At 41.8% G+C, this 22353-nt stretch carries 23 protein-coding genes and 1 pseudogene; 11 read left to right on the plus strand and 13 right to left on the minus strand.

The features are described 5' to 3' along the window. Positions 1-23: 23 nt before the first annotated feature. Positions 24-989, minus strand: a complete 966-nt coding sequence (locus CAL7507_RS20970) for a transposase (protein ID WP_083862855.1) — start codon at positions 987-989, stop codon at positions 24-26. 135 nt (positions 990-1124) lie between these two features. Here CAL7507_RS20970 and CAL7507_RS33180 point away from each other — a divergent pair. Both CAL7507_RS33180 and CAL7507_RS20975 read left to right on the plus strand, forming a co-directional pair. Continuing rightward, positions 1125-1400 (plus strand): annotated as a pseudogene (locus CAL7507_RS33180) (prohibitin family protein); the annotation flags it as partial. Beyond that, a complete protein-coding gene (locus CAL7507_RS20975; protein WP_015130501.1) occupies positions 1397-2392 on the plus strand; it encodes a DUF2207 domain-containing protein in 996 nt (331 codons plus the stop codon). The pseudogene CAL7507_RS33180 and the gene CAL7507_RS20975, both read left to right, overlap by 4 nt. Here the strand turns inward: CAL7507_RS20975 and CAL7507_RS20980 are convergent. From CAL7507_RS20980 to CAL7507_RS21000, 5 genes are all read right to left on the minus strand, one after another. Then, the gene (locus tag CAL7507_RS20980) at positions 2389-3603 is read right to left on the minus strand and encodes a hypothetical protein (RefSeq protein WP_015130502.1); all 1215 of its coding nucleotides are present in this window, start codon (positions 3601-3603) and stop codon (positions 2389-2391) included. The genes CAL7507_RS20975 and CAL7507_RS20980 overlap by 4 nt on opposite strands. 196 nt (positions 3604-3799) lie before the next feature. Continuing rightward, the gene (locus CAL7507_RS20985; protein ID WP_015130503.1) at positions 3800-4303 is read right to left on the minus strand and encodes a hypothetical protein; all 504 of its coding nucleotides are present in this window, start codon (positions 4301-4303) and stop codon (positions 3800-3802) included. Between the two features lie 55 nt (positions 4304-4358). Further along, the gene (gene rpsU, locus CAL7507_RS20990; RefSeq protein WP_015130504.1) at positions 4359-4547 is read right to left on the minus strand and encodes a 30S ribosomal protein S21; all 189 of its coding nucleotides are present in this window, start codon (positions 4545-4547) and stop codon (positions 4359-4361) included. A gap of 131 nt (positions 4548-4678) precedes the next feature. Continuing rightward, a complete protein-coding gene (locus tag CAL7507_RS20995; RefSeq protein ID WP_015130505.1) occupies positions 4679-4984 on the minus strand; it encodes an RNA-binding protein in 306 nt (101 codons plus the stop codon). Between the two features lie 351 nt (positions 4985-5335). Beyond that, positions 5336-5515, minus strand: coding sequence for a high light inducible protein (locus CAL7507_RS21000; RefSeq protein ID WP_015130507.1), 180 nt, complete (start codon positions 5513-5515; stop codon positions 5336-5338). Between the two features lie 894 nt (positions 5516-6409). On the opposite strand from CAL7507_RS21000, the gene CAL7507_RS32795 reads away from it, so the two are divergent. Beyond that, the gene (locus tag CAL7507_RS32795) at positions 6410-7372 is read left to right on the plus strand and encodes an IS110 family transposase (protein WP_042341687.1); all 963 of its coding nucleotides are present in this window, start codon (positions 6410-6412) and stop codon (positions 7370-7372) included. 125 nt (positions 7373-7497) lie between these two features. Next, positions 7498-7710 (plus strand): hypothetical protein, encoded by a 213-nt coding sequence (locus CAL7507_RS32800; RefSeq protein ID WP_042341243.1) that lies wholly within the window; start codon positions 7498-7500, stop codon positions 7708-7710. A gap of 308 nt (positions 7711-8018) precedes the next feature. Here CAL7507_RS32800 and CAL7507_RS21010 read toward each other — a convergent pair whose 3' ends face one another. Together CAL7507_RS21010 and CAL7507_RS21015 are read right to left on the minus strand one after the other, a co-directional pair. Then, positions 8019-8390 (minus strand): hypothetical protein, encoded by a 372-nt coding sequence (locus CAL7507_RS21010; protein ID WP_015130509.1) that lies wholly within the window; start codon positions 8388-8390, stop codon positions 8019-8021. Continuing rightward, positions 8387-8704 carry a hypothetical protein gene (locus CAL7507_RS21015; RefSeq protein ID WP_015130510.1) on the minus strand — a complete coding sequence of 106 codons (318 nt, stop codon included), beginning with the start codon at positions 8702-8704 and terminating at the stop codon, positions 8387-8389. Before CAL7507_RS21015 ends, CAL7507_RS21010 begins: the two co-directional genes overlap by 4 nt. Positions 8705-8924: 220 nt before the next feature. Between CAL7507_RS21015 and CAL7507_RS21020 the strand changes: the two genes are divergently transcribed. The 5 genes from CAL7507_RS21020 to CAL7507_RS21040 all read left to right on the plus strand — a co-directional run bounded on the left by CAL7507_RS21020 (position 8925) and on the right by CAL7507_RS21040 (position 12490). After that, the gene (locus tag CAL7507_RS21020) at positions 8925-9545 is read left to right on the plus strand and encodes a hypothetical protein (RefSeq protein ID WP_015130511.1); all 621 of its coding nucleotides are present in this window, start codon (positions 8925-8927) and stop codon (positions 9543-9545) included. A 108-nt stretch (positions 9546-9653) separates the two neighbouring features. Further along, on the plus strand, positions 9654-10619 hold the full coding sequence (locus CAL7507_RS21025; protein WP_083862855.1) for a transposase: 966 nt from the start codon (positions 9654-9656) through the stop codon (positions 10617-10619). Between the two features lie 152 nt (positions 10620-10771). Further along, positions 10772-11422: a hypothetical protein gene (locus CAL7507_RS32805; RefSeq protein WP_201447854.1), complete on the plus strand. Its 651-nt coding sequence runs from the start codon at positions 10772-10774 to the stop codon at positions 11420-11422. 298 nt (positions 11423-11720) lie between these two features. Then, positions 11721-12101 carry a DUF433 domain-containing protein gene (locus CAL7507_RS21035; protein WP_015130512.1) on the plus strand — a complete coding sequence of 127 codons (381 nt, stop codon included), beginning with the start codon at positions 11721-11723 and terminating at the stop codon, positions 12099-12101. Further along, positions 12098-12490, plus strand: coding sequence for a DUF5615 family PIN-like protein (locus CAL7507_RS21040; RefSeq protein ID WP_015130513.1), 393 nt, complete (start codon positions 12098-12100; stop codon positions 12488-12490). Before CAL7507_RS21035 ends, CAL7507_RS21040 begins: the two co-directional genes overlap by 4 nt. Positions 12491-12912: 422 nt before the next feature. On the opposite strand, the gene ilvB is transcribed toward CAL7507_RS21040, so the two are convergent. From ilvB to CAL7507_RS21055, 3 genes are all read right to left on the minus strand, one after another. After that, positions 12913-14811, minus strand: coding sequence for a biosynthetic-type acetolactate synthase large subunit (gene ilvB, locus CAL7507_RS21045; RefSeq protein ID WP_042341440.1), 1899 nt, complete (start codon positions 14809-14811; stop codon positions 12913-12915). Between the two features lie 201 nt (positions 14812-15012). Continuing rightward, positions 15013-16281, minus strand: a complete 1269-nt coding sequence (locus tag CAL7507_RS21050) for an MFS transporter (RefSeq protein ID WP_015130515.1) — start codon at positions 16279-16281, stop codon at positions 15013-15015. 215 nt (positions 16282-16496) lie between these two features. Continuing rightward, positions 16497-17069 (minus strand): hypothetical protein, encoded by a 573-nt coding sequence (locus CAL7507_RS21055; protein WP_042341441.1) that lies wholly within the window; start codon positions 17067-17069, stop codon positions 16497-16499. Positions 17070-17416: 347 nt separating this feature from the next. Here CAL7507_RS21055 and CAL7507_RS21060 point away from each other — a divergent pair, with 347 nt between their 5' ends. Beyond that, positions 17417-18532, plus strand: a complete 1116-nt coding sequence (locus CAL7507_RS21060) for a ferrochelatase (RefSeq protein WP_015130517.1) — start codon at positions 17417-17419, stop codon at positions 18530-18532. A gap of 36 nt (positions 18533-18568) precedes the next feature. Here the strand turns inward: CAL7507_RS21060 and CAL7507_RS21065 are convergent, their stop codons facing one another. Together CAL7507_RS21065 and CAL7507_RS21070 are read right to left on the minus strand one after the other, a co-directional pair. Beyond that, a complete protein-coding gene (locus CAL7507_RS21065) occupies positions 18569-19216 on the minus strand; it encodes a Uma2 family endonuclease (protein ID WP_015130518.1) in 648 nt (215 codons plus the stop codon). A 66-nt stretch (positions 19217-19282) separates the two neighbouring features. Further along, complete coding sequence (locus tag CAL7507_RS21070) at positions 19283-19828, minus strand: NADPH-dependent FMN reductase (protein WP_015130519.1); 546 nt, start codon at positions 19826-19828, stop codon at positions 19283-19285. A 551-nt stretch (positions 19829-20379) separates the two neighbouring features. Here CAL7507_RS21070 and ftsH point away from each other — a divergent pair. Beyond that, the gene (ftsH, locus tag CAL7507_RS21075; protein WP_015130520.1) at positions 20380-22269 is read left to right on the plus strand and encodes an ATP-dependent zinc metalloprotease FtsH; all 1890 of its coding nucleotides are present in this window, start codon (positions 20380-20382) and stop codon (positions 22267-22269) included. The last annotated feature ends 84 nt before the right edge of the window (positions 22270-22353 follow it).

Consider the following 22353-nt stretch of genomic DNA (forward strand, 5'->3'; position numbering starts at 1 on the left):
GACGAAACAACTAGTTTATGTATTCAATCAGCACAAACAGCGCTCAAATTATCCAAAACATATTCACGAATAACTTTTGTGAATAGATTCCTTTGGACTTCATACCAATTGTTAATGATATTTTCAGAGCGCATTTTTTCTAAACGAACAAATGCTTGAAGCGAGCAAAATATATGTGTTTTGATTGCGTGGCTATCTCTAACCATGAATCGACAAATTCCACATACTTGTTTGATGGCTCTATGAAAACTTTCAATTCCCCAATGAGTATCATGAATTGTCACAAATTCACTTCTGGTTATTTGTTGGAGAGCTTCTTTATCTGGTAGATACAATATATAGTGCCTAGAGTCTTCTTTTTTGAAGTCCTTCCTAAACAACTTGATAAATCCAAATTCTCTCAGATGCGTGACTAACCCTTGCTCAGGAAGCTCTAAACTGCTTACATGGCAATACTTTCCTGGTTCATTAGATACAGTTCTGTTCTTCTCAACACCAAATAGAAAACCCAATTTCTGGTTTCTTAAAAACTTTAAGTTTTCTACTCCTGAGTACCAACTATCTCCTGTCACTAGTCTTGGTTTTACACCCCAATCAATCACTTCAATCAGCATTTCTTGGAAATAATCGTTCTTGGTTCTCCCCTCCTTTTTGTCATATATTCTGTAATTTATTGGGACTGAATTCCCATGTATGTCGCTGTAATACAGTGTGATTAAATTTAATCCTTTAATCGCCTTATGGTATTTCCCTGACCAAAAATATCCAATTAATTCTGCGTATTTTGGTTCGCTGTATAGCTTTTCTATTACTGTGTCATCAACGCTTAAAATACCTCCTTCTAAATTGATTATTTCTCTGACAATGTCGAATAAATCTTTTGGCTCGTATCTTTCTCTCAACAAAAATCTGTTCACACTATCATGTGAAACATCTCCCAAGATTTCTGCTAACCGACTGCACCCTCCATGCTTTGGCTCCGATAGCAAGAACAGGGTGTAATGCTCTAAATTACATTGTGCTGTTGAGGGTTTGCTGATTTCTCTAATTGTCCGATACCTTGAAAGTAGACGACATCTTTTTTTCAATGCACTATTTTACCACCTCGTCAATGCGTAAGTCCTAAAGCAATTGAATCTAAACAAATAGCCGAACAAGAAGCTAAACAAGCAGAATTTATTGCTAAGAAAGCAACTCAAGAAGCACAAGCAGAAGTTAACCGTGCTAAAGGTCAAGCAGAAGCCCAAAGATTACAGCGCCTAACTTTAACACCAGACTTATTACAAAAACAAGCAATAGAAAAATGGGATGGACGCTTTCCGATGGTCATGGGTGGAAATGGTTCAGTACCGCTGATTAATATTAATCCTAGTAGTTTGGTAAGTGGAGAACGTCAATGAATAATAAATTAATTCAAAGGCTGTTTTTATTTGGTATTATACTCTGTCTAGGCATCACATTTTTTCTCAATCAATTTAAATCTCAATCAGTACCTTTCTATTGGGAGTTTATTGATGCTGATATTGCCGTGCAAAATAACGGTGATATGTTAATTAATGAAACTCAGAAATATACATTTACTAGAGATTACAATAATCAACGTTATCGCTATATATCCCTTAATAAAATAGATAAAATTACAGATGTTTCTGTTTCCGAAAATGGTCAAACACTGGCGAGTGAAACAGGGACTAAAAATAAACAATTTTGGATTCGTTGGTCACACCAACTTAGATCCCCAGAAAGCCATACTTTTGTTTTAAAATATCGCGTTGTTGGTGGATTGCATGTAGATAGTAATACCAATGATGCTCAAGTCTACTGGAACGCTATCTTTACAGACCGGAAAGCTGCTATCAAACAAGCGAAAGTGCGAGTTACTTTACCTGAAAAAGTCACAGGTGAAATCAACAATTTTCGGAGTTTTGGTGTGACTGCAAATGCTACTAAAATCGATGCAAAAACTGTTGAGTTTGTTACTCAAGCTTCTATTGAACCACAGCAAAAGTTAGAAGTTCAGGTGACATTTAATCGCACAGGTAGTGACATCAAAATGCCTCAATGGCAAAGTTTTAAATCTCCAGAATACTCACCTGATTGGTTTGCATTGATTTTTTGTGTAATATTTTTTGTGGTGATAGCCAGTCTATATTTCAGTAGACGTAGTAGTGGTTCAGTTCACCGTAATCGTAGTAGCAGTCGTTACAAAGGCGGTGGTTCAGTTCACCGTAATTATAGTAGCAGTCGTTACAAAGCTGGCGGTTGTTACGATGGTAGTAGTGGCGGTGATTACAGTAGTGGTTATGATGGCGGTGGTAGTTGCGGTGACGGTGGTGGTGGCGGTGGTGGCGGTGATGGCGGTGGTGGTGGCGGTGATGGCGGTGGTGGTTAACTAAACAAACGCTGTACGCATTTGAGAATCACAGGCTGTAAAAAAAAGCGTTCCTGAACATCATTTTTCATCGTTTCTACTAATGCTCTGCGCTTTAAGGACAAAAGTGCAGTTAAAATTTCTCCATTGGAAGCATGACTTACAAGCTGTAACAGTATCTCTTCACGAGTCAACCCCTGCGCTTGTGTAGCCAAACGCTTGATTAGGGTTTGTTCCAAAGGTGAAATTTGCTGCAGCCATTGCGCTACTAGTGGCTCAAATTCACTAGCTACTAGGGTTCCCGAAGCTAAAAATTCTCCTACATTCCCAGCAAACAATTCGTGAATAAAATTTGCTGCCATGTTGAGAAATAAGGGATTGCCACCATACTGATTTACTAGGGCAACCCACTGTTGAGCATCAAAAGTGAGTTGATGATGTTGTAAAAGCTCGATCGCACCTTCCATTAAACCACCGAGTGGGAAAATAACAGCACCAGCAGACTTTAAGGTGTTTAATCCCTCTGGTTGTTCTCGACTAGTCAAAATCACACAACTGGAATGATTTGTTTGCACTAGCGATCGCACAAACTTACCATAAGACTCATATTCTGGGCGATATTGTCCCGCGCTGTAGCTACGCCCGTCACAGCCATCGCCACCTAAAATACTATCCCACCCATCAAAAACTAACAGGGTTCGTGGTTGCAGCGGCGAAAGCGAATCTATTTTTGGTAGAGTCAGATGAACAGGAAACCACAAAATTTGCTGAAACCTGGATTCACAAGCTACAGCTAATTTTGCCGCTAAGGCTGTTTTACCAATACCCCCCATTCCTGTAATGGCGATGAGGTGTGTTCCTTGCTCAATTTTCTGGGTGAGTGTCGCCATCTCGTAACGCCGCCCAAAGAACAAAGGAATATTTGGGATTTGGACATGATCAGATACAGATAAGTTGGCGGAACGTTCAATTAAATCTTGCCAATTCAACCCCAAAACTTGACAAAACGCCTTAAATACCGAACTATCAATCGCATCACCTTTAAGAAAGCGTTTCCAAGTTGGTAAAGATACACCAGGAGCAAAGACTTCTGCATGTTCCCAGTCACGCCCTGGTATGAGAATTTGACTTCCAGCCTCCAGCCAAAGTGGATTATCAATCGTCCAACCTTTTTCCTGACGAGCTTGTTTGACAGTTTGCAATCCAGTCAGCGAGAGTTTGAGGCTAGGCATTTGAACAACAAATATCAAATATTACTAGCAAGTGATAGTATCGTTCTGTAAAAGAACCCCGACTTCTTCGAGAAGATGGGGTTCTGAGACTCATTAATTAGCTTTGATTACCGCGAGTTTTAACCTGTAATTGCTCAACTTGCTCGATAGTCAAACCTGTAACACTGGCAATTAAAATTGTTCTCAGAACCAATTTCTATAAAATTGCCGAGTGTGACAAAAGCCAAGCTTTCTCAGTCCAAGCATCGTTAAACAACTCGGCATCTGATACTTTTAATTCAAATGGATGGGGTGGTGACTGTAGCAACGAGAGTGAGCCTTTTTCGTGTGCTTCAATTAAGTTAACTGTCCAAGGAAGAAAATCTAATATCTCTTTTGGTAATACAGTTAACTCGAAGTTCCACAACCGATTCATACCTCGGCATTCTTGACCATTTTTTGCCGCAATCACTCTATCAGCACTCTTATTAATCGCCAGCCGTAGAATAAATGGGCGAAATGGAACAAAGTCATCAGGCGCTGTGTAGGCGTATACATTCACATAGTTAAGTCGCTGTCTCCCATCTACCCAAGATGCGATCGGGGAATTACTACTGTAGGATGTACCAGTGATAGCCACTGGCATATTCATAGAAGCAGCAAAAAGAGAGTAGAACTTATGTCTCAGTTCACTAACAATTTGTTTGGCTTCTAGATTCATCGTTGCTACACCTTTTCAGAAAACGATCGCACAGCTTGAACATGAGTAGTTATCCTCATGTACGGAAACGTCTCTTACTTTGCTTGTGCTTGGCAATTGCTTTGCGCTTGCGTTTTTCCAAAGGTGTTTCAAAGTGGCGATTCTTCCTGATGTCTGGAAAAATCCCTGCTTTAGAAACTTCTCGCTTAAATCTACGTAAAGCTGACTCAATACCTTCGTTTTCGCCTACGGTTATTTGGGTCATTCTATCTCCTTCTAAATTGACTCAATTAATATTTAAGTACTTAATCAACACTTTAAGCAACCAAATTATAAAAAAGGCAGACTCTTTGTCTGCCCTTAAGACCTTAGAGTTAACTACTTAGCTTCTCTAGTTTAGTAGCGTCCAGAGTAGCCGCCGCCGCCGCTTCCTCGTCTACCGCCACCGCCGCCACCATCTATTTTAGGTTTGGCTTTATTAACTTTCAAGCTACGCCCCATCCATTCAGCGTTATCAAGGGCTTCAATTGCCTTGGTTTCCTCGGCTTCTGTTTCCATTTCTACAAAGCCAAAACCTCTCACCCGTCCTGTTTCTCGGTCAACAGGTAGTTGAACAGTCTTTACAGTTCCATATTCTGAAAAGACTTGTTTGAGGTCTTCCTCCCTTACTTGGTAGGATAGATTGCCGACATAGATTGACATGAAATATCTCCAGAATCATGGGGTGTAGAGATTTAGATCCGGAGAGGTCTGTAGTACAAGTACAAAAAAAACAAACTGCACAGCCGAATTTAATCTTCCATAGCTACACTAGCATAAATCAGGAGATTATACCGCTAAGACGCTTGTTTGGGCTTGAGTTTTATGTAGACCGTCCACTGTTGACAGTTGACAGTCAACGGTGAACGGTCTACACGATGAAATATGCAACTTAAATGCCGCAGTCGCTTATACATAAAAAATTTTCCTCACTACACAAGTGGTAGTAGGAAAATATTTAGCGATTGATGTCAATATCCCCACCCACGAGGCGATAGGGATCTTATTAATACGTTATAGAATGCCCCAAAAGTGTAGGAAGCCTTGACCAGAGAACAATTCCAACAGAATGGCAGATAAAAAACCAATCATTGCAAAACGACCATTCCAGTTTTCGCTTTGAGAAGTGAATCCCCAACGCAAAGCGTTGGGATCTTCTGAAACTAAAGGCGCAGTCTTTTTTGCATCTGGCATAAGTAATACTCCAAGTTTCTGTGTTGTCACAGGTGCTGGTTTATGTAAATAAATGTAACATATTTTTAAGTGATTGCAACATTTAGTTGAGTAAATAGGAGCCTAGGTCAAATTACATGGAGTTTTTGGGCACGGCGCGGGGAGCAGGGGGCAGATATCAAGGGTAGGTTTTTCAGATTTGACCAATTTTTTGGGTTTTAAAACCCAAATCATCATCTGAAACCTTAAAACTTCGTTTAATAATTGAGAATATTCTCAATTGAGAATACTACTGTAAAATTCAGCTAGGAATAATGCCGGAAAGTAAATCCTTCCCGTTTTTGCCCCAGTTTGTATATGAGTTACTATCTAAAATTGTGGTTTCACTAACACTTCTGCCATATAAACTCTCACTTGAATCGTTTTAATCTCCGTCTTCCGTAAGGCTTGTGGCAGAGTGCAAGTGAGAACAATTCTCTAAAGAAGTAACCCAAACCCAAGAAATCAGGGGTGATATAGGATTCCTATTTGAATTCTGAACAGATACGTAGTAGCGCGACAAGGCTAAAATGTTGCAAAAAATTGTAGGTTGGGTTGAGACTTTGCGTTACCCAATACCCTGATCAATGTTGGGTTACGCTGCGGGAAGACGCCTCCAGCGTCTATCGCGTCTACGCATTGCCTCAACCCAACCTTGTATCTTAGAAATAGTAGTAGACCGTCCCAACCTTGGTCAAAATAGACCGCTTTGTAGCATGGGTCACTACAACAATCTCTTTGACAGAACTCGAACAGTCGCCGGGGTCAAAACTTTAAATATTGAGATTTAAAGTATACAGTCCGTATCGGGCAAGGATGAGTGAAATCAAGGGGAGGAATCAAAAACTTCTTGACAAAGTAGTTGAGAGTAAAAAAATGGAAAACATTGCTCAATGGGTAGGCATTGATGTCAGTAAAGCTACTCTAGATGTTTATATCCGTCCAATGGGTAAAGCATTCTCTGTAGCAAACACAGAAGTAGAAATATCTCATTTAGTAGAGGAACTCAAATCCGCTAATTTAAATCTGATTGTATTGGAAGCAACAGGAGGGTTAGAAACAGAGCTAGTAATTCAATTACAAGCTGCATTTTTACCAGTTGCATTAATCAATCCACGCCAGGGGCGAGATTTTGCTAAAGCTACAGGAAAGCTTGCCAAAACTGATGCTATTGATGCCAAAATTTTGGCACATTTTGGGGAAGCAATGAAACCCCAAAGATTACCAATTGAATCAGAAACTGCGCGTCAATTGAGCGAATTAATTAGTCGGAGAAGACAATTAGTCGAAATGCAGACGGCAGAAAAAAATCGCCGTTCACGCGCTCGTGGAAAAGCATTGGCTGATATTGAAGCTCATATTGAATATCTTGAGCAACGTCTAAAACAACTCAATCAAGAAATTGAAGAATTGACGCAAAACAATCAACAATGGATTGATAAAATTAATTTACTCAAAACTACTCCAGGCATTGGCCAAGTAATTTCGACAACTCTGGTTTCGGATTTACCAGAACTGGGTAAGCTAACTGCCAAACAAATCTCGCGTCTAGTTGGCGTTGCACCAATTAATCATGATAGTGGGCAACACAAAGGTAAGCGTATGATTAATGGTGGTCGCGCCCATGTTCGTGCCACTCTTTATATGGGTGCTGTGGTTGCTATGCGTCATAATCCCGTAATCAAAGCTTTTTATGAACGTCTTGTTGAACGTGGTAAATCCAAAAAACTTGCTCTGACCGCTTGCGTTCATAAAATGTTAGTCATTTTAAATGCAATGGTTCGAGATAATTTGCCTTGGTGCATTTCTGATAACTTTCAACCAATTGTTAACGCGTAAGGCTTGCAAACGTTTTTATACTTTTTATTAGCCTTTGAGCGGATGGTATCGCATCTTTACTGATCCGATGTCTACGACGGGCTATTCGGCGTCGCAGCCATGCGAACAATTTTTCATGCTCTTTTTTGCCTCCACGGGAAGTCCAGCAACTGGGGAAGATTCGGTGGCGTAGCGGAGTGGCTGGTGCGGGCTGCAACTGTCTTGGCTACCAATGTAAAATCTCAATGCCCGTACCAGCCACCACCGAATCTAGCGCAGCGTTCCCCAGTTGCGTCAATGTTCACAGTCCCGGTTTTTTGTTAACCTTAGCCGAAGGCTTTGGCGAAGCCATCGCTTGACTTTTAAGACAGTCGCTACACCTAATGCACTATTTTAATCTAGACAGTCTACTACAAATACCTACTTTTATTCAAAAATCAAACCGAATTCTTATAGTAAGTATCTATGTAGAAAGTCTTGATTAAATTAACTCTAAACTTACTATATTTTGACTATAACCCTGTTCTGTCACTCTCCGAAAACATTTGCTATTGTTGAATTCCAGAGCTTTTGTATAGCAAGCGATCGCACGATTATTTCCTAATCACAAATACAAGACCCATTTTTTTCTAATAGGAAAGGTTGTATTGATTGCCTGATGAGGCTTCTAGCGATTACCCTCCCGGAGAGTGACAAAAGCGGGATAATTAGCGACTAATATAAATAATTTCAGCCATCGAGAACCTAGTAAAATTTCCTGGATTTCATCTCCAGCAAATACAGGAATTTCCCACTCTTGACTATCTATTATTACCCTACCAATATAAACATCAAATTCAGTTTCTCCTTGAGCGGTTCTTAATTTATTTTGACGGAAAAAAGACCAATCAAGACTTTGTACATCTTGTTTGTTCATGGCTAAAAATTCAATGAATCCTGTATCTAGCATTGTTTCTACAGGAAAGCTGAAGTCATCGCCTCCAATTAAATCAATTTCAAAGTAAACTTGACCTTTATCTCCAAATCTCCCCTCAATCATATTCTGCCACTAACTCCGGTTTCATTAATGCCAAAAATATGATGAATCACATGAGGATATTTTTCTTTGGCTATTTTACTTGCTACCTCTTGATCCTGATCGATAAAATAATCCCCACTATCAGGTTCAATGGCAATATACCAATCATAGTATTTATCTAGTATTTCTGGTTTTAAACGCTCAAAAATCACCCAACAACGCTCATAAAATGCCTGTCTTCTGGCTTTTTCTTGAGCTTTTTGTGCATCTGTCCATTGAATTTCTGGAAATACTCTCCCACGTCTCACTATTCTTTCTGGTGAAGAGTGTGTCATATTTTTGACCTCATGAAAATTTATTGTCCATATCTCATTATAAAATGCCAAATGGGAACCAGAAAAACAACGTCTTGCTTGGCAACAGGCAGTAGAGCAAGCTGGTGGTAAAATTCCTTCCGGTCGTTAGACTTTGAATGATCTCTGTAGAATTGTTCAAACTTGGATCGAGTTGGGTAAAGTAGAATCTTCAAAGACCAAAAAGAAGCGAGATACAAAAATGTTTTTCCATAAGGATTTGGTTTGTCAGCAAGAAGACGTAGAGTTATTTAACAATATTGGACATTTGGATAATCTTGAAGGTCGTTTGACTGTTTGGATTACTATCAATCAAACTCCACGAGTTCACTGGGAATTTGAAGCAGGTAGAGGCGAGTATAATTTTGATTCTCTCTCTTTTGATCCACCGCCAAAAAAATTAACTTCTTGGGATGGTTCAGATCCTCAACTTGTTGTGGAAAAACCAACCTTCACATTTCGGGGTGGACAAAGGCGGCAAAGCAGGGGTTATGCAGAGCAAGCTTTATATGGGGATATAAATGCAAATGCTCACTATTTTGATTTCTATTTGCCCAATACAGATTTCTTGAGAGAGGCTACAGGTAGTGACCTTGCAGCCATCACTAAAGCTTTAAAATGTGAATCATTTAAAGTGGAGATTGGTCATGATTGGAGTGTTGAACTTTCTACAACCCAAGAAGCTTTAGATTGGTTGAAGCCAGAAGTCCAAAATAGAGGTTCAATGATCACATTGAAAATTCGCCTCTTCCAGACACAACAACCTTCTACAAAAATTCAAGATTTATTAAGTATTAGGACTTACGCATTGACGAGGTGGTAAAATAGTGCATTGAAAAAAAGATGTCGTCTACTTTCAAGGTATCGGACAATTAGAGAAATCAGCAAACCCTCAACAGCACAATGTAATTTAGAGCATTACACCCTGTTCTTGCTATCGGAGCCAAAGCATGGAGGGTGCAGTCGGTTAGCAGAAATCTTGGGAGATGTTTCACATGATAGTGTGAACAGATTTTTGTTGAGAGAAAGATACGAGCCAAAAGATTTATTCGACATTGTCAGAGAAATAATCAATTTAGAAGGAGGTATTTTAAGCGTTGATGACACAGTAATAGAAAAGCTATACAGCGAACCAAAATACGCAGAATTAATTGGATATTTTTGGTCAGGGAAATACCATAAGGCGATTAAAGGATTAAATTTAATCACACTGTATTACAGCGACATACATGGGAATTCAGTCCCAATAAATTACAGAATATATGACAAAAAGGAGGGGAGAACCAAGAACGATTATTTCCAAGAAATGCTGATTGAAGTGATTGATTGGGGTGTAAAACCAAGACTAGTGACAGGAGATAGTTGGTACTCAGGAGTAGAAAACTTAAAGTTTTTAAGAAACCAGAAATTGGGTTTTCTATTTGGTGTTGAGAAGAACAGAACTGTATCTAATGAACCAGGAAAGTATTGCCATGTAAGCAGTTTAGAGCTTCCTGAGCAAGGGTTAGTCACGCATCTGAGAGAATTTGGATTTATCAAGTTGTTTAGGAAGGACTTCAAAAAAGAAGACTCTAGGCACTATATATTGTATCTACCAGATAAAGAAGCTCTCCAACAAATAACCAGAAGTGAATTTGTGACAATTCATGATACTCATTGGGGAATTGAAAGTTTTCATAGAGCCATCAAACAAGTATGTGGAATTTGTCGATTCATGGTTAGAGATAGCCACGCAATCAAAACACATATATTTTGCTCGCTTCAAGCATTTGTTCGTTTAGAAAAAATGCGCTCTGAAAATATCATTAACAATTGGTATGAAGTCCAAAGGAATCTATTCACAAAAGTTATTCGTGAATATGTTTTGGATAATTTGAGCGCTGTTTGTGCTGATTGAATACATAAACTAGTTGTTTCGTCAATGCGTAAGTCCTAAGTATTTCTCTGTCTGACGCTAATAAACTTCTCTCAGATTTATGTTTAATGCTGTCGTATATAAATGGTGGGTATGTCAAACCAATCTATGCGATTGCAAAGACATTTGTGGACATGGGAATAGATCGCATAGGCATAGAAGATGTAGCCTCATTGGCTGAGGCTCCTTTAATAGTTCCACAAGAGGAATTAGGACAAGGTTGCATCAGATATTTTGGCATGAAAGACTTATTAGATTTTGTTCAATGCTTTCCAACTTTTCAGCGAATGCTGCAAACTCCTCATTGGCGTGAGAAATGGCTTGTACTTCTTGAATGGTATTTTCAAGCAATTCCAAGAGCATTCGGACGTAGAAGAAATGTTTTGTCACCTGTTATAGCTAATGCGCTTGGGACGTTGTTGGAAAATTTAGCTCGAATTATTTTGGTGGATGAGGAGCAAAATCCTACACAGCGCAAGATTAATGAGGACTTAAAAGCAAAGGGTCGTATTAAAGCACTTCTCAATCGAATTGGCATATCGGGAGAAGATGCGACCGTAGATTATTTTGTGCATATCCGTAATAATTCAACTCATGCTGAAACAAAATCTATTCCATTGTCTGAAACTCAGCAATGGGAAGTGATTCTACGAGCAGTTCAATGGGTAGATGAAATAATTTTATGGAGACTAGGTTATGGAGGACAGTATCGAGAGAGAAGCCTAAAGTCAATTCAGGGTATTCAACCGCGCTATAACTTATCTCTCCGCGATCCAAGTTGGTAAGAATGGTACTAATCAGACACAAATGAGTTTTTGGACTTTGAGTGCTTGAGTTTTATCTGCCATAATTAAACACCAATAAAGTTGTTACCCGCTCAATCATTTCGTCAGATATTGAGCGGGGTGGAATCACTTAGTTGAAATCAGAAAAATCAATGATGTCACTGTGCGAATTTTCACTGGTTGAATGGAAGGTAACAGAGCGATCGCAACTTCTCTCGCCAGCCTCAGTTTCAGGCGCAGCCCATGTTGCGCTCAAGTTAAAATGAAGAGGTAATCTTTTTTAAGAGGAAAGGTGGTTATGACTTCAGTATCTGATGAACAGGTAGCCATCATCCGTACAGAGCGAGGGCTAACCATCACGGGTACACGCATTAGCCTTTATGATGTGATCGATCTCCTGAAGGCTCATTATCCTCCTAAATTAATTCGTGACACGTTCAATCTCACGGATGCACAAATTAATGTAGCATTGTCGTACATTGAGGCAAATCAGGCTCAAATCGAGGCTGAATACCAGGAAGTTCTTCAAACTAGAGAAGAAATTCGCCAATATTGGGAAGATCGTAACCGCGAACGACTTGCCCGAATTGCGGCAATGCCGCATAAGCCTGGGCAGGAAGCGATTTGGGCAAAACTTGAGGAGCAGAAAGCGAGACGTAGTGCGGCACAACAGCAATGACTTTCTTGGTTGACTACAATCTAGACGGCTACGCGCTTATTTTTATCGGTATATTGACAAAATTGGGCTGGATTGAATTCATATCCATCCAATTTGTGACTTTTAGAGAGGTTGGACTGTTGATGGAAAGTAGCGATCGCGCAGTCTGGCGTTATGCTCAAGAACATCAGATGCTAATCCTTACAGCTAACCGAAATATGAAGGGTGAAGATTCGCTTGAACAGGTTATGCGTGAGGAGAATACTGACAATTCGTTCCCAGTATTAACAATTGGGAACCTTGATCGCCTTAGTGAAGCTGATTATCGAGAACGATGTGTTGACCGCCTTATCGAGATTGCTGTAGACATTGAGCAGTATAAGGGTGTTGGTCGGTTGTTCATTCCATAAATATTGTTAGTTTCAATTCAGAATTAAGGTGATCGCAATTTTATTTGGTGGAAAACGCAGCATAACCTAGCCGTTATACCGTTTCCATAGTTATTTCCTGCCCAATCATTTCGTCAGATATTGAGCGAGGTGGAATCACTTAGTTGAAATCAGAAAAATCAATGATGTCGCTGTGCGAATTTTCACTGGTGGAATGGAAGGTAACAGAGCGATCGCAACTTTTCTCGCCAGCCTCAGTTTCTTGTCCAGCAAAGGACGGGGCGAATATACTTCGTCAGAGCTTCAGTGCAGACGCTTGCTGCGCTATCGCTCTTGCATTGGAGTAACAGTCGCTTTCAATAAATATTTTGCTCACAAAAAAACGCAGAAAATAAACTTCCCTGCGTCAAAAAATAATTAACTTCATCCTCAATCACAGCGTTTTACAGTTTAGTACCACACTCAGAACAGAAGTTATGGGTGGGAAGATTTTTAGCGTGGCAGTGGCTGCAATAAACTGGTTCTATGGAAGCTTTCGGGGGTTGTTTGGGCAAGCCGATCATTTGGGCGTTGCTCTTCCCTGGAGCCACCATTGGGTAGCAGTTTTCGTCTCTGGTGACGCGGACATCTACAACTACGGGGCCATTGTGTGCGAGCATTTGGGCGATCGCATCTTTAAGTTCTTCTCGCTTGCTGATCACCATGCCTTTGATCCCATAGGCTTGAGCCAAAAGCTCAACGTCTGGCATCCCTACTTCCATATTGGAGCATGAGTAACGCTCGCCGTAGAATGCTTGCTGCCACTGGCGCACCATCCCCTGCCAGCCATTATTGATAATCACGGTCTTGACATTGATGCCATATTGTGCTAGCGTGCCCAGTTCTTGTAAACACATTTGAAAACTGGCATCGCCACTGATACAGATAACTTCGTCATCAGGAAATGCTACTTTCGCACCCATTGCCGCAGGTACGCCAAAGCCCATCGTGCCTAAACCTGCACTAGAAATCCAGCGTCGGGGGCCGTTCTTGAGGAATTGGGCTGCCCACATCTGGTGTTGACCGACATCTGTGGTATAGAAAGCATGGGGTGCTTGACTACCAATTTCCACAATCACCTCTTGGGGTGAAATGCTATCGGGATGGTGGGGAACTTCTAGGGGATATTCGTCCCGCCAACGATTAATTAAGTTCAGCCATTCTTGGTTTTGGTTGGGTGTAGCTTTTGTGCCTGTTTGCTTGCACCGACGCAACAAGTCAATCAAGACTCTTCGCACATCGCCGACGATAGGCACTTCTGGGACGCGGTTTTTGCCAACTTCTGCCGGATCAATGTCGATGTGAATGACTTTTGCACGGGAGGCGAATTCATCCAATTTACCGGTGACGCGGTCATCAAACCTAGCACCGACACAAATTAATAAATCACAATCAGTGACAGCAAAGTTGGCGTAGGCGGTGCCATGCATCCCTAACATTCCCAATGCGAGGGGATGATGTTCGTCAAAAACGCCGATACCCATCAACGTTGTGGTGACGGGGATATTAAATAACTCAGCTAGTTCTTTAATTTCTTCATGAGCACCAGATGCGATCGCACCACCACCGACATATAGTAGTGGTCGGCGACTGTCACAAATTAACTGTAGCGCCGCGTTAATCTGCCGTGGATTCCCCTTCACAGTGGGACGATAGCCAGGTAACTTTATTGATCCTGGTTCCACAGGCACATAGTCGAATTCTTCTAAAGCTACATCCTTGGGGACATCAATTAAAACTGGCCCCGGTCGCCCAGTGCTAGCAATGTGGAATGCTTCAGCGACAATGCGCGCCATATCTTTCGGGTCACGCACTACATAGGAGTGTTTGACAATTGGTAAAGTAATACCGTAGATGTCGGTTTCTTGAAACGCATCTGTACCAATTGATGCTCGTGGTACTTGTCCTGTCACCACAACCATTGGAATTGAGTCCATGTAGGCGGTGGCGATGCCTGTCACCAAGTTAGTCGCCCCAGGTCCAGAAGTGCCAAAGCATACCCCCACCTTGCCTGTGGCACGGGCATAGCCATCAGCTGCGTGGGATGCACCTTGTTCATGTCTGACTAGGATATGCTTGACGCCACCGGTTGCTACCACCTTGTATAGGTCATCGTAAATCGGCAGAATTGCCCCGCCGGGATAACCAAAAATATGCTCAACTCCGTGGCGTTGGAGACTATCAAGCAAGGCAAAACCACCCGATGCACGCTTGGGCGTCACAGGGCTGGGGATAGAAGTCTTAGACTGGACGTGATTCTCGGTTTGGGGGGAACTAGTTCGGGAAAGCGATCGCACTGTCAAACCTCAGAGAGTAGCTAAGTTAATGCTGAAATTCTGTAGTTAAGATTTCATTTTAATGGAAAACTTCAATCAAATCCTCACAGAAATTTCAACTTTACATAACAAACTCTTTTTAGGGGATTGAGGAATAGGGACTGGGAGCAGGGAGCAGGGAGCAGGGGGAGAATAATTCTTGACCTATTGCCTATTGCCTATTGCCCCTTAAATCACATCCTGCAAAACTCGGCGAGTATTCTGCCAAGCCCAAACACCAACAACAGCGACGATAACGCTCATGCTGACAAGCACAGTTCGCAAACCCAGAGCATCAGTTAGTGGGCCAGTAATGGCTAGAGGTAAAGACAGGGCAATATTCACAGCATGATTTTGAAAGCCAAAAACTTTTCCGTGCATTGTGGGTGGTGTTTGCTGTTGAATTAAAGTTTGCATCGGTACGCCGATGAGGGCAGCACCCACACCTAACAATGCACAAAGTCCCAAAGCTAGTAACAGGTTGTGAACAAAAGTAAACACTCCCAAAACTAGCGCCATCATTACAAATCCGATTAAAGGTAAAGGCTTGTGATGGCATTTTTCTCCCCAATGACCCAAAAGTCCTGCACCTAAGACCATACCCACCCCAGCAGCTGCTAAGAAAAAGCCAAACTGTTTTTCCTTTAAGCCAAACTCTGCTGCCAGTCTAATTGCTAGCACCGTCAAGGCTGCAAACACGCAATACAACGTCACCAGTTGCAGCATGGCATTTAACACGAGACGATTTTTCTTCAGATAGCGCAAGCTGCCTTTGAATTCAGCCCAAGGGTTAATTAGGGCTTGCTGCTCCCCATCTCCCGTAACTTTATGTTCTTTAAATTTAATTGGCTGCATGATCGCCGCCGATAATAAATATAATGCACTGACTATAATCTCTTGACCGTAATCTTCTCCCAAAAAGCTTTTCGCCCAACTCAAAATTGGCTCTCCGATTGCAAAGCCGACTATTAAAGCTCCCATCATTGTGCTGCTAAACAATGCATTAGCGGCCATTAAGTTTTCGCGCTTAACTAACAAGGGGATGGCAGCTTGTTCAGCAGGCGCAAAAAACTGGGTAACAGTTGAGATACCAAAAGTGAGTATCAACAAAATCAGGAATTGTCGTGGTAATAACGGAATCAACAAAGTCAATAATCCGCGCACGACATCAGAGCCAACCATAATCAGCTTCTTGGGTAGGCGGTCAACAAAGATACCACCCGCCGAACCAAACAAAATTGCTGGGATGGTAAACGCCACCATCAAAGTTGAGTACATCGAGTTTTCTGCGAGTCCTGGAGGTGGTGGGTAATTTTCCAGCAAGGCAATCATCAAAACGAAGAAAACCTTATCTCCTAACTGGGAAACCAATTGCCCAATCCACAGGAGCAAAAAACCACGGTTTTTTAGCAGCGCGCCAAACCCATTATTAACAGCAGCAGGTTCAGTTGGAAACATTAGATACTTGGGAATTTTGACTAGGGTAGATGGGGAGTGGGGAGCAGGGGGAGTGGGGGGAGGATGGGAAGTAGGGGGAGTGGGGGAGAAAATTAATGAACAATCATTATTTTTATATCTATTTCTTCTTTATCTCCCTCATCTCCCTCATCTTCATATTCTCTTACCCTACACTCCCTATTTCTCACTCCTGCTGGCTGACTCTATTGTCCGGACTATTTTTCTTCATAGCGCTTTAACAGCAGATGCAAAAATTCAGATGCACCCAGATTACTAGCAGGGGAAGAGGCTGCCATAGCTTGGTTTACCCAGCATCCTTGAATCATTTGAGGTGATGACCACATAGATAGATGGTCAACTGCTGGCTCGGCATAAAAGTTATCTTGCCCACTTCCCAGCAATGAGGAACTCCAATGTGTGAAATAATTATGGCTCATCCGATGAATGGGAAAATCCCCGAATAGTGGCACACCCCATCCATCTATGGCGATAAATGCTTTGATATTACCTCCTGAGAGTTGCCACAAGGATGCAGCAACTATTGCCCCCACTACACCAGCACTATAGCTAATGAATATAACTGGCGATTTTAGCTGATCTCCCAAGCGATCGCACAAAAACTGCAAAATGTGAAATCCTGACAGCGTCAAAACACCGCTTCCAGGATAAATTAGTATGTTTACTGGTTTTTGATCAATTAAATTAGCTGGAAATTGATCTAACGATCCTGATAAAAAGCTCTTAGTCAGTTCTGGCTCGTGTATTCCCGGGCAAATGATTATGTTCATCATTGGTCATTTGTCATTGGTCATTCGTCATTCGTCAAGGTTATTCTCTCCCTCATCCTCCTGCTCCCTGCCCCCTGCCCCTTAATTAGGTAAGTTTTTTTGTCTATGTGTTATTAGGCTAAATCTATTTATGATTGATCTAGTTATCCTATCCCCCCGGATGGGATAAAATTTGACTAAAGAAGTCTGAAATGTAAAGGATAAAGGATGAAACAAGAGTGAGCGAAAAAATATGATTCTTTTCGATACTCATGCCTCATCCATCAAGGGATGAGGCAGTTTCACACTACATACCTCATACTTCACACTTCATTTGACTAGATTTTGGTTACATTGAGGAACTCATTGTGGTTGCCACGCCGGAAAAACTACAGCACACCCACGAGCATCTATCAGGTCAAGACCGTATCGCCGTCTTGCTGATGGGCTACGGTGAAGTCGAAAGTTACGAAGATTTCGCTAACTATAACGAACAGGCGTTAAATCTACTGACAGCAAAATTTGCACCAGTACCAACCTGGATTTATCCCCCCCTAGCAAAGCTTTTAGCATTGTTTGATCGCCATGAGTGGGGACACACACACCACGATTTTATCTCTCCACACAACGCCATTTTTGAAAAGCAACGGGCTGGGATTGAGAAGAATTTACAACAAACTTGGGGCGATCGCATCCAAGTTTTCAAGGCTTTCAATTTCTGCGCTCCTTTTTTACCCCAGCAAGTCTTGGCAGAAATTAAAAACCAAGGCTTTGAAAAAATTCTGATTTATCCACTCCTGGTTGTTGATTCCATTTTTACTAGTGGTATTGCCGTTGAGCAAGTTAACAACGCTTTGGCTGACATGGCTGATGGTGAACAACATTGGCTAAAAGGACTCCGTTATATTCCCTCTTTCTACAACGAACCAGATTATATCCATTTGATGGCTCATCTAGTAGAGGAGAAAATTAGCACCGATTTAGCCGCATCTCATTTACCTTCCCAAATCGGGATTGTGTTGATGAACCACGGTTGTCCCCATAAAGCCAAAGGTTTCACTTCTGGGATTACCGAAAGTCAAACACTTTACGATTTAGTCCGGGATCAGTTAATTAACAAGTATCCTTTAATTTCAGTAGGTTGGCTCAATCACGACACACCCCTAATTGAATGGACGCTGCCAAACGCCGAGCAAGCGGCTAATAACCTGATTCAATTGGGTGCAAAAGCAGTAGTGTTTATGCCTATTGGCTTTGCCACAGAAAACCACGAAACTTTATTAGACGTACACCACATTATCCATGCTTTGGCGAAAAAGCATCCTCATGTGGAATATGTACAAATGCCTTGTGTCAACGATCATCCAGAATTTCTGGCTATGGTAGCTGGATGGGCAAATGCTCAGATTGGCGAGTTGAGCCAGCAAGAATCTGTAACAGTTAACCCTCAGTTAGCTGGGCATCATCACCACCATCATCATTAATTAAAAAGCTGCAGGATGAAGTATGAAACTTATACTTCATCCTTCGCTGGGATTTTGGCTCAGATTCCGTCGTAGCTGACGAATAGCAACGCTAGTGTTACGTTCGTCAGCGATGCGGAAACATTCGTTGATTACTTGTGAAACATTAATGTTGGGAAAATAGCGGCTGTCAGTCTGAACACTGTAGCCGTCTCCTCGCAAACCATAAATTTTGAGTTGCTTCTTTTTGAATAACCAAACTTCCGGTACTCGATAGGGTAGGTAGTCATTCACATCAGTGTAGCTGGTTACGTCTATCTCAATTACTAAATCGGGCGGTGGTTCGGTATCCCAATTAATCCTATCTTTGCCAGCTATAGCTTCCCAGTTATCAATATAAAAGCAGTAATCTGGCTCAACACCGCTTTCGTTGAGCAATTCTAGCGTGATGGGAGTAAAAGACTCATATTCTCGCTCCAGATAATCGAGCAAAACTTTGACTACGTCTGCAATCAAATTCGTGTTACGTCCATGTTCTGGTAGCGGTGCCATCAAAAGAATTTCTCCGGGTCGGTATTTGATGCGAGGAGAAGAGCGATCGCCTAGTTGTTGAGTTAATATCTGATAGTCTTGCCAACTACTAGGTAGTCTTACCACCGCACCGGGAGGTAATTGGATTTTCTCTGGCGTAATCAAGGTATACATTGAAATTACTCTTTTTCTGTGCCCGATCAAAGAGAAAATCCCCTATGAGGAAATATCCTCCTACTTCTAATTTACTCCTCGCAGCTTGCGAGTGTTATCTACTAAACTCTGAGCAAATTGATCAAACCGCTGGGATAGTTTTTCATCTAGCAATTTGCCTTCAGGACTGAAAGCACCGTAGGCTTGTCCAATCGCAATTTGTTCGGGAATCACCCAACCATGTACCCAACGAACAATTAACCGCAGGTCGTTAAGGGCATTACTATTAGACTGACCTCCCAAAACGCTAATCAGTCCCGCTACTTTACCGGATAGTTCTGTAAAACTCATCAAATCTAGGGCATTTTTGATCACACCACTGACACTGCCATGATATTCAGGCGTCGCCAAAATTAACCCATCAGCCCCACTAACTGTATCCCGTAGCCTTTGAACATCCGGATATTCTAGATACTCTTTGTCACCATTGCAAAATGGTAGCTGCAACTGCCGCAAATCGAGAATTTCTACCTCTGCACCCAGCGCTTCTACTCTTTGCGCTGCTATTTGCAAAGCTATCTGGGTATAGGAGTTGGCTCTTAAACTACCACCAATACCAACAATTCTCACCATAATTCACCTACAAATCACTAAACTAATGGAAAATTCTCAATGAAGAATATAGTTGCTAGTAATTCTGTATCTTAGCTCTGGAGTTGATACAGAATACATGATTAGGCAATTCTGCAAATTTTGTTAAAAATCGTAATCATTACGATTACGCTTATTCTAGCGATTTGTTGCAGAATATGTCAAATTGCTACGTATGAGAAAATTTGACACCTAAGTAAGTGGGCACAATTAAACCTACATGACTTTGATGGTGAACAGATCCGCGCTATGGAGGGTTTAGCACTGCTAAACCCCTACGAAAGATGTGTTTTGTTTATCATCCACATTTTGCATTTCCTGTCAATTCGTAAGTCCTAGCTACTGTGTATGGTGTGGCGTCTCCCCACCTCCCGCCTTGTTTTTTGAAAGCTGATGAGAATTTACTGGGAATGGTTTGATGTGGAAGTTAGACTAGATAAGAAAACAGTTATTTCCAGTTATTGCAATTTTTGTAAGAAGAATAGGCATAAAACTAGCGCTCAGTTTATGCCAGCAGACAGAGGGTAATTATTATGACAACTTTTGGGAAAAAGGCATTGAAGAAACAGCCATTGGCAAAGCGTGTGACTTGGACTGGTGCGCTAGCAGCTAGTTTGATCATCTTACCAGGAATTATCGGTGGTACTCCCGCCTTGGCGCAGCAAAAAGCAGAGCGCGATACCTTAACATATGGTCAGTTGATTCAGAAAACCGAGAAGAACGAAGTTGAAAAAGTCGAGCTTGATGAAACCGAACAGATAGCAAGGGTTTATTTAAAAGGTCAAAAGTCGGATTCACCGATTCAGGTGAGACTTTTGGAGCAAAATACAGAGTTGATTAACAAACTCAAACAAAAAAACGTTGATTTTGCTGAAGTTTCTTCTGCTAATAGTCGGGCTGCTGTAGGTCTTTTGATCAATCTGATGTGGATTTTGCCATTGGTGGCTTTGATGCTATTGTTCCTGCGCCGTTCAACTAATGCGTCTAGTCAAGCGATGAACTTTGGCAAATCTCGCGCCCGCTTCCAAATGGAGGCGAAAACGGGTGTGAAGTTTGATGATGTGGCTGGGGTAGAAGAAGCGAAAGAAGAACTGCAAGAAGTAGTGACTTTCCTCAAACAGCCAGAAAGATTTACGGCTGTCGGCGCAAGAATTCCTAAAGGAGTACTGTTAATTGGTCCTCCTGGTACTGGTAAAACTCTACTAGCCAAAGCGATCGCAGGGGAAGCCGCTGTACCCTTTTTCAGTATTTCTGGCTCAGAATTTGTCGAGATGTTCGTTGGTGTGGGTGCATCTCGTGTGCGGGACTTGTTTAAGAAAGCCAAAGATAATGCTCCTTGTCTGATATTTATCGATGAAATCGACGCCGTAGGCCGACAACGAGGTGCTGGTATCGGTGGCGGTAATGACGAGAGAGAACAAACCCTCAACCAACTACTTACGGAGATGGATGGTTTTGAAGGTAACACAGGCATCATTATTATTGCTGCCACCAACCGCCCAGATGTACTGGATACAGCCCTACTCCGTCCAGGACGCTTTGACAGGCAAGTGATGGTTGATGCACCGGATTTAAAAGGGCGACTGGAGATTTTAAAAGTCCATGCGCGCAACAAGAAGATTGACCCTAGTGTATCTCTAGAAGCGATCGCTCGCCGCACCCCCGGATTTACTGGTGCAGACTTAGCCAACTTACTCAACGAAGCCGCCATTCTCACCGCCAGAAGACGGAAAGAAGCGATTACCATTTTAGAAATTGATGATGCTGTAGACCGGGTAGTCGCAGGGATGGAGGGTACCGCCTTGGTAGATAGCAAAAGCAAGCGTTTGATTGCTTACCACGAAGTCGGACACGCCTTAATAGGTACCTTACTCAAAGACCATGACCCTGTACAGAAAGTCACACTCATTCCTCGAGGACAAGCACTAGGATTAACTTGGTTTACCCCCAACGAAGAACAGGGGTTAGTTTCCCGTTCCCAACTCAAAGCCAGAATTACTGCTACTTTAGGTGGACGTGCTGCTGAAGAAATTGTTTTCGGTAAGCCAGAAGTGACTACAGGTGCAGGAAATGACCTGCAACAAGTGACAAATATGGCACGACAAATGGTAACTCGATTTGGGATGTCTGAATTAGGGCCATTGTCTTTAGAAAGTCAAAGTGCAGAGGTATTTTTGGGGCGCGACTGGATGAGTAAATCAGAATATTCTGAAGAGATTGCCGCCAAAATTGATTCACAAGTCCGCGAAATTATTAACCACTGCTATCTCAAAGCTAAAGAACTGTTGCAAGAAAACCGCACTGCGTTAGAACGTTTAGTAGATTTGTTAGCAGATCAGGAGACCATAGAAGGCGAACTATTCCGCAAAATTGTTGCCGAACATACCCAAGTAGCTGATGAGCAATTGGTCGTATCCCACTAAAAGTTAGTGAATAGTCAATAGTTATTACTCTAGTGTCGTGTCAAGACTAAAATGTTGCAAAAAAATGTAGGTTGGGTTGAGGAA

It is taken from the genome of Calothrix sp. PCC 7507, assembly GCF_000316575.1.
In the GTDB taxonomy this organism is placed as follows: Bacteria; Cyanobacteriota; Cyanobacteriia; order Cyanobacteriales; family Nostocaceae; genus Fortiea.

Coding starts and splice junctions, on each gene's coding strand:
- CAL7507_RS21000 (WP_015130507.1), bottom strand. CDS start 5,515: ATGCCAGATGCAAAAAAGACTGCGCCTTTAGTTTCAGAAGATCCCAAC.
- CAL7507_RS32795 (WP_042341687.1), top strand. CDS start 6,410: ATGGAAAACATTGCTCAATGGGTAGGCATTGATGTCAGTAAAGCTACT.
- CAL7507_RS21015 (WP_015130510.1), bottom strand. CDS start 8,704: ATGACACACTCTTCACCAGAAAGAATAGTGAGACGTGGGAGAGTATTT.
- CAL7507_RS21035 (WP_015130512.1), top strand. CDS start 11,721: ATGACTTCAGTATCTGATGAACAGGTAGCCATCATCCGTACAGAGCGA.
- CAL7507_RS20985 (WP_015130503.1), bottom strand. CDS start 4,303: ATGAATCTAGAAGCCAAACAAATTGTTAGTGAACTGAGACATAAGTTC.
- CAL7507_RS21065 (WP_015130518.1), bottom strand. CDS start 19,216: ATGTATACCTTGATTACGCCAGAGAAAATCCAATTACCTCCCGGTGCG.
- CAL7507_RS21070 (WP_015130519.1), bottom strand. CDS start 19,828: ATGGTGAGAATTGTTGGTATTGGTGGTAGTTTAAGAGCCAACTCCTAT.
- rpsU (WP_015130504.1), bottom strand. CDS start 4,547: ATGACCCAAATAACCGTAGGCGAAAACGAAGGTATTGAGTCAGCTTTA.
- CAL7507_RS21010 (WP_015130509.1), bottom strand. CDS start 8,390: ATGATTGAGGGGAGATTTGGAGATAAAGGTCAAGTTTACTTTGAAATT.
- CAL7507_RS21055 (WP_042341441.1), bottom strand. CDS start 17,069: ATGAACATAATCATTTGCCCGGGAATACACGAGCCAGAACTGACTAAG.
- CAL7507_RS21040 (WP_015130513.1), top strand. CDS start 12,098: ATGACTTTCTTGGTTGACTACAATCTAGACGGCTACGCGCTTATTTTT.
- CAL7507_RS20995 (WP_015130505.1), bottom strand. CDS start 4,984: ATGTCAATCTATGTCGGCAATCTATCCTACCAAGTAAGGGAGGAAGAC.
- ftsH (WP_015130520.1), top strand. CDS start 20,380: ATGACAACTTTTGGGAAAAAGGCATTGAAGAAACAGCCATTGGCAAAG.
- CAL7507_RS20975 (WP_015130501.1), top strand. CDS start 1,397: ATGAATAATAAATTAATTCAAAGGCTGTTTTTATTTGGTATTATACTC.
- CAL7507_RS21050 (WP_015130515.1), bottom strand. CDS start 16,281: ATGTTTCCAACTGAACCTGCTGCTGTTAATAATGGGTTTGGCGCGCTG.
- CAL7507_RS20980 (WP_015130502.1), bottom strand. CDS start 3,603: ATGCCTAGCCTCAAACTCTCGCTGACTGGATTGCAAACTGTCAAACAA.
- CAL7507_RS32805 (WP_201447854.1), top strand. CDS start 10,772: ATGGGAATAGATCGCATAGGCATAGAAGATGTAGCCTCATTGGCTGAG.
- CAL7507_RS21020 (WP_015130511.1), top strand. CDS start 8,925: ATGTTTTTCCATAAGGATTTGGTTTGTCAGCAAGAAGACGTAGAGTTA.